The 12,287-nt window shown below is 68.1% G+C and carries 12 protein-coding genes; 11 read left to right on the top strand and 1 reads right to left on the bottom strand.

Going from position 1 to position 12,287, the window contains the following annotated elements; genetic code table 11:
• Positions 1-1,178 (bottom strand): acyl-CoA dehydrogenase family protein (locus tag G6017_RS12135; protein ID WP_182617577.1); only part of this gene is annotated, 1,178 nt, incomplete at its 3' end.
• A 108-nt stretch (positions 1,179-1,286) separates the two neighbouring features.
• Here G6017_RS12135 and G6017_RS12130 point away from each other — a divergent pair.
• The 11 genes from G6017_RS12130 to G6017_RS12080 all read left to right on the top strand — a co-directional run bounded on the left by G6017_RS12130 (position 1,287) and on the right by G6017_RS12080 (position 12,158).
• Positions 1,287-1,481, top strand: coding sequence for a ferredoxin (locus G6017_RS12130; protein ID WP_107748788.1), 195 nt, complete (start codon positions 1,287-1,289; stop codon positions 1,479-1,481).
• On the top strand, positions 1,478-2,407 hold the full coding sequence (locus tag G6017_RS12125; protein WP_182617575.1) for a 3-oxoacyl-ACP reductase: 930 nt from the start codon (positions 1,478-1,480) through the stop codon (positions 2,405-2,407). Before G6017_RS12130 ends, G6017_RS12125 begins: the two co-directional genes overlap by 4 nt.
• 234 nt (positions 2,408-2,641) lie before the next feature.
• The gene (locus G6017_RS12120; protein WP_182609475.1) at positions 2,642-3,406 is read left to right on the top strand and encodes an MlaE family ABC transporter permease; all 765 of its coding nucleotides are present in this window, start codon (positions 2,642-2,644) and stop codon (positions 3,404-3,406) included.
• A 34-nt stretch (positions 3,407-3,440) separates the two neighbouring features.
• Complete coding sequence (locus G6017_RS12115) at positions 3,441-4,259, top strand: MlaE family ABC transporter permease (RefSeq protein ID WP_187700756.1); 819 nt, start codon at positions 3,441-3,443, stop codon at positions 4,257-4,259.
• Positions 4,260-4,268: 9 nt separating this feature from the next.
• A complete protein-coding gene (locus G6017_RS12110) occupies positions 4,269-5,507 on the top strand; it encodes an MCE family protein (RefSeq protein ID WP_182617574.1) in 1,239 nt (412 codons plus the stop codon).
• Positions 5,504-6,559, top strand: a complete 1,056-nt coding sequence (locus tag G6017_RS12105; RefSeq protein WP_182609477.1) for an MCE family protein — start codon at positions 5,504-5,506, stop codon at positions 6,557-6,559. The genes G6017_RS12110 and G6017_RS12105 overlap by 4 nt, the downstream gene beginning before the upstream one ends.
• A complete protein-coding gene (locus G6017_RS12100) occupies positions 6,552-7,700 on the top strand; it encodes an MCE family protein (protein ID WP_182609478.1) in 1,149 nt (382 codons plus the stop codon). Before G6017_RS12105 ends, G6017_RS12100 begins: the two co-directional genes overlap by 8 nt.
• Entirely contained in the window at positions 7,697-8,962 is a 1,266-nt protein-coding gene (locus G6017_RS12095) for an MCE family protein (RefSeq protein WP_182617573.1), read from the top strand. Before G6017_RS12100 ends, G6017_RS12095 begins: the two co-directional genes overlap by 4 nt.
• Entirely contained in the window at positions 8,962-10,185 is a 1,224-nt protein-coding gene (locus tag G6017_RS12090; protein ID WP_182617572.1) for an MCE family protein, read from the top strand. The genes G6017_RS12095 and G6017_RS12090 overlap by 1 nt, the downstream gene beginning before the upstream one ends.
• Positions 10,182-11,600: an MCE family protein gene (locus G6017_RS12085; protein WP_182617571.1), complete on the top strand. Its 1,419-nt coding sequence runs from the start codon at positions 10,182-10,184 to the stop codon at positions 11,598-11,600. The genes G6017_RS12090 and G6017_RS12085 overlap by 4 nt, the downstream gene beginning before the upstream one ends.
• Before the next feature lie 3 nt (positions 11,601-11,603).
• Complete coding sequence (locus G6017_RS12080; protein WP_304816393.1) at positions 11,604-12,158, top strand: Rv1363c family protein; 555 nt, start codon at positions 11,604-11,606, stop codon at positions 12,156-12,158.
• The last annotated feature ends 129 nt before the right edge of the window (positions 12,159-12,287 follow it).

The raw sequence follows: 12,287 nt of genomic DNA, 5'->3' as shown, positions 1-12,287 counted from the left end.
ATGTCGCGCTGGACCTCGTTGGTGCCTCCGCCGAAGGTGAGGATGAGGGCCGAACGATGCAGCTTCTCGATGCGCCCGTGGAGGACGGCGGTGGGGGAATGGGAGCGTTGGAACCCGGCGGAGCCCAGCACCTCCATGAGGAGCCGGTACGCCTCGCACGCGGTCTCGGTGCCGTACACCTTGGTCGCCGACGCGGCGATGCGGGTGGGCGTGGTGGAGTCGGCGGAGACGATCTCCCAGTTGCGCAGCGCCAGGTACTCGGCCATCGCGTGGACGCGGGCCAGGTGGGTGCGCACCCACTCGTTGTCGATCACGTCCCCGCCTCCGGGCAGCCCGACGTCGGCCGCACGCGTGGTGCGCGCCCACTCCAGGACCTGCCGGAGCGAGGCCTGGAGCGGACCGGCGGCCGTGAGGGCGACCCGCTCGTGGTTGAGCTGGTTGGTCATGAGCGGCCACCCGCCGTGTTCGGGCCCGACCAGGTTGGAGGCGGGCACCACCACGTCCTGGTAGTAGGTGGCGCTGGTGTCCGGGCCCGCCATGGTGTGGACGGGAGTCCACGAGAACCCCTCGGCGTCGGTGGGCACCATGATCATCGAGATGCCCTTGTGTCGCTTGGCGTCCGGATCGGTGCGTGCGGCCAGCCAGATCCAGTCCGCGTAGGCCACGAGGGACGTCCACATCTTCTGCCCGTTGATGCGGTACACCTCCCGGCCCGCGTGCTCCCCGGTCCCGGCCTCGCGCACGGCCCGGGTCTTCAGGGAGGCGAGGTCGGTGCCCGATTCCGGCTCGGAGTAGCCGATGCCGAAGTGCAGTTCGCCGCGGCTGATCCGGGGCAGGAAGTAGCTCTTCTGCTCCTCGGACCCGAAGGCCATGATCGTCGGCGCGACCGAGTTGATGGTGAGGAAGGGCACCGGGACCCCGGCGATCGCGGCCTCGTCGGTGAAGATCAACTGCTCCACCATCGGGCGGTTCCGACCGCCGAACTCCTCCGGCCATCCGATCGTCAGCCAGCCGTCGCGGCCCATCTCGGCGACGATCTCACGGTAGGCGTTGCCGTGGCCGTATTCGCCGGTCGTGGAGGTGAAGGCCTCTCGGCGCTCGGGGGTCATCAGGGCGGAGAAGTACTCGCGCAACTCCCCGCGCAGCCGTTGCTGGTCTGTGGTGTAGGTGATGTCCATATGCCCTAAGCTCATCTCGAGTGGAACACGTTCTAGTGTCGTGTCTCACATAGTATCGAATCATGCTCGCGGCCACAGTGGTCGCGGGCCCGGCCAAGGAGGACGGGTATGAGGATTGACGTGGATCCCGACCGCTGCGAGGGGCAGGCCGTGTGTGTCGGGCTCGCCCCGAAGGTCTTCGAGTTGAACGACGACGACGAGGTGGTGCGGGTGATCGTCGACGAGGTCCCCGAGGAACTGCAGAAGCGCGCGCTCAAGGCTGTCGAGAAGTGCCCGATGGCGGCGCTCAAGGTCGCGGAGTGACGCCCGGGCAGGGCCGGAAGGACCTCGGGGCGGATCTCTCGCTCGACGGCCGGGTGGCGGTCGTCACCGGGTCCGGCTCCGGGCTGGGCGCCGCGGAAGCCGTGGAGTTGGCGCGCTCGGGTGCGGCCGCGGTCGTCATCAACGACATCCGGTCCGGCGAGGCCACGGACGCCGTGATCGCCGACATCGAGGCGGCGGGCGCCAAGGCCGCCCTGGTGGTCGGGGACGTCTCCGAACGGGAGACCGCCGACGCGATGGTGGCCGAGGCCGTGCGACTCGGCGGCCTGCACGTGGTGGTCAACAACGCCGGCATCACCCGGGACAAGATGTTGTTCAACATGGAGGACGACGACTTCGACGCGGTGATCAGGGTGCACCTGCGCGGGCATTTCCTGCTCACCCGCAACGCCGCGGCCCACTGGCGGGGCGGGAGCAAGAAGTCCGACTCCCCGGTGTACGGGCGGCTGATCAACACCTCGTCCGAGGCGGGACTCTTCGGCCCGCCCGGGCAGGCGAACTACGGCGCGGCCAAAGCCGCCATCACCGCGCTCACCCTGTCGGCCTCACGTGTGCTCTCCCGGATCGGCTGTACGGCCAACGCCATCGCTCCCCGGGGACGCACGGGGATGACCGAGGGCGTCTTCGAGGACTGGGACGAGTCGAAGGGGCCCGACCCGCTGTCGCCGGACCGGGTGGCGGACCTGGTGTCGTACCTCGCGTCGCCCGCCGCGGCCGGTGTCAGCGGTCAGCTGTTCGTGGTATACGGCGGCATGGTCGCGTTGGTGGACGCCCCGGTGGTGGAGAAGCGGTTCGACGCCGAGGGCGGTGTGTGGGACCGCCGGGAGTTCGCCGACGCGGTCTCCGGCCACTGGTCAGGGCGGCCCGAGGGCAAGTCCTTCTCCGCCTCGGAGATCATGACCCTCTGACCTGAACCGATGCGGTCCCCGACGCGTTTGCTGAGAGACGTGTCGGGGACCGCTTTCGTTGTGTCGGGGCGTGTCAGATTCCCGACACATGCGCAGGGGCACCGTTCGGGGGTGACCGGTAGGCCTTGCTAATGAGAACGTGTTCTAGCTACTGTGTAATCGGGGTCACACCGAACCGGTCACTTGTTCAGATCGGTGTGGCCGGGGGCCGGCACACGACAGGAGGGGGGCGACATGGCGAGAGTTCTCGACGCGCCGCTCAAGGGAGTCGGCGAGTTCGTCGCCTTGAGTCTCGACACATTCGTCTCGTTCCCGTCGATCGTGCGCCAGGGCCGCGAGTTCGTCGAGCAGTCGTGGTTCATCGCCCGGGTCTCCATGCTGGCCACCGTCCTGGTGGCGATCCCGTTCACCGTCCTGGTGAGCTTCACCCTGAACATCCTGCTGCGGGAGATCGGTGCGGCCGACCTCTCCGGTGCGGGCGCGGCCCTCGGCGCGGTCACCCAGGTCGGTCCCATGGTCACCGTCCTCATCGTCGCCGGCGCCGGCGCCACGGCGATCTGTGCCGACCTGGGCGCCCGGACGATCCGCGAGGAGATCGACGCCATGGAGGTCCTCGGCATCGATCCCGTCAAGCGACTGGTCGTCCCCCGGGTGGCCGCCTCGACCTTCGTCGCACTGCTGCTCAACGGACTCGTGTGCACCATCGGCATCCTCGGCGGGTTCCTCTTCTCGGTACTCCTCCAGGGGGTCAACCCCGGGGCCTTCGTCAACGGCATCACGCTGCTGACCGGGTTCGGAGAGCTCGTGTTGGCCCAGATCAAGGCCGGGATGTTCGGGATGCTCGCCGGCCTGGTGGCCTGCTACAAGGGTCTCTACGTCCGTGGCGGGCCGAAGGACGTCGGTAACGCGGTCAACGAGACCGTCGTCTACGCCTTCATGGCGCTGTTCGTCGTCAACACCGTGCTCACGGCGGTCGGCGTGAAGGTCCTGGGGGCGTGAGGTGACCATCATCGAGACCGCCCGTTTCCCCCGACTGTCACGGGCCCGGAACCTCACCGTCGGTCGCTTCGACGACTTCGGCGCCATCGCACTGTTCTTCTGGCGCGCACTCGTGGCGACGCCGCGGGCACTCACCCAGTACCCCAAGGAGACGCTCCGGCTCATCGCCGAGATCGCCATGGGCGCGGGGGCCCTGGCGATGATCGGCGGCACCGTCGTGATCGTCGGCTTCCTCACCCTCGCCACCGGCGGTGTGATCGCCGTCCAGGGCTTCTCGTCGCTGACCGACGTGGGCGTCGAGGCGCTCACCGGCTTCTTCGCCGCGTTCATCAACGTCCGCATCGCCGCACCGGTGATCGCCGGGATCGGACTGGCCGCCACCATCGGCGCCGGCGCCACGGCCCAGCTCGGGGCGATGCGCGTGTCCGAGGAGATCGACGCCCTGGAGGTCATGGCGATCGACTCGATCACCTACCTGGTCTCCACCCGGATCGTCGCCGGGATGATCGCCGTGGTGCCGCTGTACTCGCTGGCCGTCATCGCCTCGTTCCTGGCGAGCCGGTTCGCGACGGTCCAGATCTACGGTCAGTCCGGTGGCGTGTACGACCACTACTTCTCGACGTTCCTCATCCCCACGGACATCCTGTGGTCCTTCGTGCAGGCCATCGCCATGGCCATCACGATCATGCTCATCCACACCTATTACGGCTACAACGCCGCAGGTGGACCGGCCGGTGTCGGCTCGGCCGTGGGCAACGCCGTCCGCACCTCGCTCATCGCCGTGGTGACCGTAACCCTTCTCGTCTCCCTCGCGATCTACGGCGGAGACGGCAACTTCAACCTGTCGGGATAGGAGGCGGTCGTGGCGAGAACCCTGAATCAGAGCGACACGGTGCCCCAGCGCGTCGCGGCGGTGATCCTGACGCTGTTCGTCGTGGTGGTGGTGGCGCTCTCCCTCCTCATGTTCGCGCGCGCCTTCGACAACCGCGTGCCGCTCACCGTCCGCAGCGACCGCGCGGGACTGGTCATGGAGGCCGACGCCAAGGTGCGCTCCCGTGGGGTCGAGATCGGCAACGTCCGGGAGATCCGACAGGAGTTCGACGGAGCGACGATCGACATCGAGGTCGATCCCGCGGCGTTGGAGGCCATCCCGGCCAACTCCCAGGTGAGGATCGGTTCCAACACGATCTTCGGGGCCAAGTCCGTCGACTTCGAACCGCCGGTCGGGGCGCCCGAGGGGCAGCTCGCCAGGGGGGCCGTCGTCGAGACCGCGAACGTCACCGCCGAGGTCAACACGCTCTTCCAGGACCTCACCGACCTGTTGGTCGCCATCGAACCGGAGAAGCTCAACGCCACCCTCGGGGCCGTCTCCGGTGCGGTCGACGACCGTGGCGAGCAGTTGGGGCGGACCATCACCGATCTCAACACCTACCTGCAGGAAGTCAACCCCCAGATCGACACCCTGCAGCGCGACCTGGCCAAGGGGTCCCGGGTGGCCAACCTCTACGCCGACGTCACCCCGGAGATCATGCGACTGCTCGACTCGGGTACGGACGTCGGCACCAATGTCGTCAACAACCAGGAGCGCTTCGAGCAGACGCTCGTCGCCGCGATCGGCACCGGTGAGACAGGCAAGCGACTGATGGCGGAGAACGGCAACGAGTTGGTCAAACTGCTCGCGGACCTGCGCGCGTCGACCAGCCTGCTGGCCGAGTACTCGCCGATCCTCACCTGCCTCATCGTGGGCCTGAACGCGAACGTCGAGGACGCCGAGGCGGCCTTCGGTGGGAAGGATCAGCCGGGGCTGGTGTTCAAGGCCGGGTTCCAGCAGGGTGCGCGGGCGTACGAGTACCCCAAGGACCTGCCCAAGGTCAACGCCAGCACGGGTCCGAACTGCTACGGTCTGCCGTTCCCCGACCCGAACGTGCACGCCCCGTTCGTCGTGACCGACACGGGCTCCAATCCCGTGGAAGGGATGCCCGACGTGTTCACGTCCCGCCCCGCCCCGCTGTTCGGGCCGCTGCGACCGATGGAGCCCGGCAGGCCCGCGCCCCCGACGCTGCTGCAGGTCATGCTGGGCATGGACGGGGCGACCCCGTGACCGCCGGTCGCAAGGCCGCCAAGCAGGCGCGCGCCACCTTCATCAAGCTGTCGGTCTTCACGGCCGTCATGCTCCTCGTCCTCACCGGACTCGTGGTGGTGTTCAGTGACTACCGCTCGGGCGACTTCGAGGACTACACCGCGCACTTCACCGACGTCTCGGGGTTGGAGTCCGGGGACCGGGTGCGCATCGCCGGCGTCGAGGTGGGGCGGGTCCGGTCGATCGGCCTGGCGGACGGCAACACCGCGGACGTCGAGTTCACCGTGGCCGGCAACCAGATCGTCCACCGGAGCACCGAGGCCGTGGTCCGGTACGAGAACCTCACCGGGGACCGCTACCTCGAACTCAAGCGTGGCACCGGCGATCAAGCGCCGCTCGAACCGGGCGGAACGCTGCCGATCTCCCAGACCTCGCCGGCGTTGGACCTGGACGCTCTCCTCGGCGGGTTCCGTCCGCTGTTCAAGGCGCTCGACCCGGGTCAGGTCAACCAGTTGTCCGAGTCCATCGTCAAGGTGTTCCAGGGTGAGGCGGGCACCGTCCAGGACCTGCTGGCCTCCACCTCATCCCTCACCACGGCGCTCGCCGATCGGGACCAGCTCATCGGGGACGTCATCACCAACCTCAACGGCGTCCTCACCACGGTCGGAGACAACTACGACAACGTGGACTCGATCATCGTCAACCTGCAGCAACTGATCTCCGGGTTGTCGGCGAACTCCCAGCCGATCGGTCAGTCCGTCTCCCGACTCAACGACGCGAGTGCCAACATGACCACCCTGCTGTCGGACGTCCGGCCCGCCCTCAAGGAGGACGTGGCGCAGATCGACCGCATCGCGACCCTCTTCAACGACGACGAGGCCTTTGTCGAGAACGCGATCCAGCGGCTCCCGGGCGACTTCGAGAAGATGGGCCGGTTGGGCGTCTACGGCAGCTTCTTCCAGTTCTACCTCTGCGGGGTGATCGTCCGGATGACCAACCCGGTCACGGGCCGGGACGTCTTCCTGCCGCAGTACGAGCAGACGACGGGAAGGTGTTCGTTCCCCGATGAGTGACACGAAGGACGGCGCACCGCTCAAGGCGCCCAAGGGGCAACTCCGGTTCCGCGACCGCGACCCCCGGACGATCGGCATCTGGGGGGCCCTGGGCGCCGTCGTGCTCATGGGAGTCTCGCTCAACTACGACCGGATCCCGTACGTCAACGGGTTGCGCAATGCGACCGCCTACGTCGCCGACGCCGCCGGGCTCAACACCGGGGACAGCGTCCAGGTGGCGGGGATGAAGGTCGGCTCGGTTCGCAAGATCGCGCTCGACGGCGACAGGGTCAGGGTGGACTTCGCCATCGACACCGGTGTCGCGCTGGGGTCCGACACGTCGGCCCAGATCAAGACCGACTCGATCCTCGGCCGTCGCGCTCTCGCCGTCTACTCGGACGGTCGTGGGGAGCTGGAGGACGCCACCGTCCCGCTCGAACGCACCTCGGTGCCGTACTCGCTGACGGCCGCCCTCGGTGACCTGACCGACACCGTCGAGGCCATGGACACCGACTCGGTGGACGAGGCGCTGACGGTGATCTCGGAGACGATGGAGCAGTCCTCGCCCGAGGTCCGTGGTGCGATCGACGGGATCACCCGGTTGTCCCAGTCCCTGAACAAGCGGGACGAGGGCGTCCGCGAACTGCTCGACAGAGCCGCCGGGACCACCGACATCCTCGGCCGGCGCAGCGACCAGCTCAACCAGCTCATGGTGGACGGCAACACGTTGTTCACCGAGCTCGATCTGCGGCGCCGGGCGCTCAGCGAGTTGGTCGCCAACATCGACGAGCTCGCCCGCCAGCTCTCCGGTGTCGTCCAGGACAACGAGGCCCAGCTGGGACCGGCGCTGGACAAGCTGGAGAGGGTGTCGGACCTGCTCATCCGCAACCGGGAGTCGATGGACCTGGGACTGCGACGGATCGTTCCCTTCTCGACCGCGCTCAGCGAGGCCGTCGCCTCCGGACCGTGGTTCAACGCGTACGTGAACAACCTGTCGATCGGTCAGTACCCGCAGACCATCCTGCGGGACGTCATGCCGCTCCTGGACCCCCGCATCCAGCCCGAACCCGGGCTGGTCCGCGAACCGACCATGCCGGGTGTTCCCGGCCTGACGATCATGGACGAGTTCCCCGGTTGGGGCGAGAATAGGTTGCCCCGATGAGTCGACTGCTGTCCTCCACCCTCGCCAAGGTCGTCGCGCTCGTGATCGTGGTGGCGCTCGTGGTCGCCGCGGTGTGGTTCTTCACCTCGCGCTCCAAGACCATCACCGCCTACTTCGAATCGACCCGCGGCGTCTACGTCGACGACACGGTCCGGGTCCTCGGGGTGCGCGTCGGAACCATCACGGACATCACCACGGAGGGCGGGTTGTCCAAGGTCACGATGAAGGTCGACGAGGACGTGCCCGTCCCGGCCGACGCCACCGCGCTGCTCGTGGCCCAGTCGCTCGTCGCCGAACGCTTCGTCCAGCTCACCCCCGCGTTCACGGGCGGGGAGGCGATGGAGGACGGTGGATCGATCCCGGTCGAGCGGACCGCGGTGCCGGTCGAGTGGGACGCCATGAAGGAACAGCTCATGAAGCTCTCCTCGGCCCTCGGGCCGACCGGCGACGAGGAGACCGGAGCGCTCGGGGAGTTCGTCGAGTCCGCCGACGCGATGCTCGACGGTAACGGTGCGGAGGTGAGGGACGCCCTCAACGAACTCTCGCAGACCATGGCGCTGCTCTCCGACGGCCGCGAGAACCTCTTCACCACCCTCAAGAACCTCCAGCTCTTCGTCACCGCGCTCTCGCGGAGTGAGGAGCAGATCGTCTCCTTCGGCGGCAGGCTCGCCAGTGTCACCCAGGTCCTCGGCGACCAGACCGACGACATCGACGCCGCGCTCAGGGAACTCGACCTGGCGGTGATCGACATCGACCGCTTCCTGGAGAACCACGGGACACGGGTGACGACAGCCGTGGACAAGCTGGGGCAGGCCACCGAGGTGGTCCGCGACCGCCGTGCCGACCTGGAGGGTGTGTTGCACGTGGGTCCCACGGCCATGGCCAACTTCTACAACATCTACCGCCCGTACCAGGGCGTCCTCACCGGCGTCCTGGCCATGAACCAGATGGCCAACCCGACCAACTTCATCTGCGGTGCCATCGCGGGCCTGGCCAACAACACGGCCGAATCCGACGCGCAACTGTGTGCGCAGTACATGGGCCCGCTGTTCAACTCGCTCACCTCCAACTACCCGTACGGCGCGGTCACCCCGCCGATCACCCCGACCGCGGAGAGGGACCAGATCTGGAACTCCCAGAAACCCGGTACCCAGACCGCGCCCGGTGTGCAGCCCGTGTCCGCCCGCCCGGATCCGTTGATCAACGTGGTCAACCGCGGCGACAACCTCACGGACACGCTCATCGCGACGGGAGGTGCGTGATGATCCGCGATCGTTCCCGGAACAGACGTCTGCTGGCGGCCGGCGCGCTCGGCGGCGCCGTGCTGCTCGCCGGGACGGGGTGCACCTGGGAGGGGCTCAACTCGCTCCCGCTCCCGGGCGCCCAGGGCAACGGAGAGGGCGCCTACGAGGTGACCATCGAGATGCCCAACGTCACGACCATCACCCGAAACTCGCCGGTCCGCGTCAACGACGTCGACGTCGGCTCGATCACCGACATGAGGGTCGAGGACTACACGGCGATCGTCACGGTCTCGCTCAACGAGGACGTCCGTCTCCCGGCCAACGCGCACGCGAAGATCGGGCAGACAAGCCTCCTCGGGTCGCAGCATCTCGAGATCTTCCCGCCCCCGGACGGCGAGCCCGAGGGTTCGCTCTCCGACGGGGACGTCATCCCGTTGGCCCGCGCCGGTGTGTACCCGACCACCGAGCAGACGCTGTCGGCGCTGTCGGTGGTCCTCACCAACGGCGGACTCGCCCAGTTCGAGACCATCTCCCGCGAGCTCAACACCGCGTTGGACGGACGCCAGTTCGAGGCCAAGGAGGTCATCTCACAGCTGGAGACCACCGTCAGCGGTCTCGACCAGCAGCGGGCCGACATCATCGCGGCCATGGACGGTCTGGACCGGCTCTCGCGGCAGATCAACGAGCAGAACGACACCCTGGCCAAGGCGCTGGGTCAGATGCCGGAGGCGTTGTCACTCGTCAACGCGCAGAAGCAGGAACTCACCACGGCCCTGGTCTCCCTGGGCGACTTCGGCAACAAGGCCAACCAGCTCATCGACGCCGGTGGCGGCAGCAATCTGGTGGCCAACCTGCAGGACATCACCCCGGTCCTCGAGGGGTTGGCGAACAGCGGCCGCAACCTCACCCGCGTCATGCAGATCCTCATCACCTTCCCGTTCCCCCAGGCCGGTATCGACAACTTCCTCCGGGGCGACTACGCGAACCTGTACATCGACGCGGACATGACGAACGAGCGTCTGGCGGAGACCTTCCTGCTCGGAACGGAGTTCGGAAACCGGATGGCCGGGCTCGAGGGGTATGTCGGTCTGGCGCCGAACCCTCTGGCGAGCGCGGACCCGTACTCGCTCGATGTCCCGCAGCCCCCGGCGCCCGACCAGATGGACCAACCGGCCGGGGACCTCGCCGCGCCGGACTCCGCCGGCGACCCCACGCCCCCGGCCGAGGAGGCCCCCCGATGACCAGGTTCGTCAAGCTCCAGCTGACGGTCTTCGCCGTCGTCACGGTCCTCGCCCTTGCCGTCATGTCGGTCGTGTACCTCAAACTGCCCACCTCGCTCGGGTGGAACCGGACGGACGTCGCCCTCGAGATGCCGGATACCGGTGGTCTCTACCAGAACGCCAACGTCACCTACCTCGGGACGGTCATCGGCCGGGTCGACTCGGTGACCCTCAAGCCCGGGCACGTCGTCGCGGAGATGCACTTCGAGTCGAACGCGGACGTGCCCGCGAACGTGCGGGCGCAGATCCGCAGCGTCTCGGCGATCGGTGAGCAGTACGTGGAGTTCGTGCCCGAGGGGGAGCCGGCCGGTCGACTGGAGGACGGCGCGGTGTTCGGGACGGACCGGGTCGACATGCCCCAGGGCATCGGACCGGTCCTGGACCAGGCGACGGTGTTGATGGCGTCGATCGACGACGCGAAGATGCGCCGGGTGATCTCCGAGGCGTTCGACGCGTTCAACGGGTCGGAGCGGGACCTGCGGCAGTTCCTTGACTCCGCGCAACTGCTGCTGGACGAGGCCCAGGACAATTCCGGGGTCACCCGCCAACTCATCGAGGACGCCGAGCCGGTCCTGGATTCCCAGCTGCGCTCGTCGGACTCGATCCGGGCCTGGACCCGCAACCTCGCCGACGTCACCGATCAGCTCCGGACCAACGAACCGCAGCTCACCTCGCTCGTCCAGCGCGGGCCGGACTCGCTCGGGCGGGCGACCAGGGTCCTCAACGACCTGCAACCGACCATGCCGGTCCTCGTCGCGAACCTGGTGAGCGTCGGCGAGGTCGGGGTGGTCTACAACCGGTCGATCGAGCAGTTGCTCGTGATCTACCCGGCCCTGGTGTCCTCGCTGATCACGGCCATCAACGGGGCGAAGGACGACGGGGAGATCAAGGTGGACTTCAACCTCCAGATCAACGAGACCCCTCCGTGTACGACGGGCTTCCTGCCGGCGGACCAGCGGCGGTCGCCCGCCGACCTCTCCGTCCCGCCGCTGATCAACGGCATCTACTGCAAGGTCCCCCAGGACTCCCAGGTGACCGTCCGCGGAGCACGCAACCTGCCGTGCATGGAGTTCCCGGGCCGCCGCGCGGCCTCGCCCGAGGAGTGCAGGGCGAACAACTACACGCCCGAGGGGCACAATCCGCCCGACACCAGTGAGGTCGGCCCGCCCGGGAACAACCCCAACGCGTACAACGTGGTGCCGTCGTCGACTTCCGGGGAGCGGGAGATCCGCACCTCGGCGGCGATGTACGACCCGGCGACGGGCGAGTATCTCGGGGCGGACGGCAACACGTATCGTCAGTTGAACCTCGGCACGGCCGCCCGCCTGCCGGCTGACGCCAGCCTCACCGACGTCATGACGAACGGAGTGACCTAGCCAGTGTCATCGCAGCCCTCGAACGATCGGGACCAGCCCGACCGCGCGGGGCGGGGCGGCCTCACGCCGCTGGCCGTCATCGCCGCCCTGTCCCTCCTCGCCGCACTGGTCACGGGAGGACTCTGGCTGTCCGAGCAGGGGAAGGCGGCATCGGTCCGCGCCGACCGCGCCTCCGCCACCGAGCTCGACCAGGCCTACCGTGACTTCGCCACCGAGGTCCTGACCCACCTGATGACCATCCGCCAGGAGACGCTCTCCGAGGACGTCGACCGGATAGTGGGCATGATCGAGGGTGACTTCTCGGAGCAGTTCGCTCCGCGTCGTGACTCGTACGAGGAGGTCGTCCAGACCACCGAGGTCGTGGCGGACGGCGTGGTCTCCGCGGCCGCGGTCGAGAGGTCCTACCCCGACCACGCGGACGTGATCATGGCGATCGATCAGACGATCGGCAACCCGAGGTCGCAGGAGGACCAGGATCGCCAGTACCGGGTGCGCGTCACGGTCAACCGGCACGACGACGGCGAGATGAAGGTCTCGGGGGTGAACTTCATCCCATGAGCACTGACGACACCACGCCCGACGACACCACGCCTGACGACACCGCGCCCGGCAGCCTCGCCCCCGACGGGAGCAGGCCGGACGTCCGCGCCGCCCGTCGCGCACAACGCGAGGCCGAACGGGCCGCGC

The sequence above is a fragment of the Dietzia sp. B44 genome (assembly GCF_014145245.1).
Lineage (GTDB): Bacteria > Actinomycetota > Actinomycetes > Mycobacteriales > Mycobacteriaceae > Dietzia > Dietzia natronolimnaea.
Note: the sequence above shows the minus strand (reverse complement) of the source record. Positions and strands in the feature narration are given on the sequence as shown.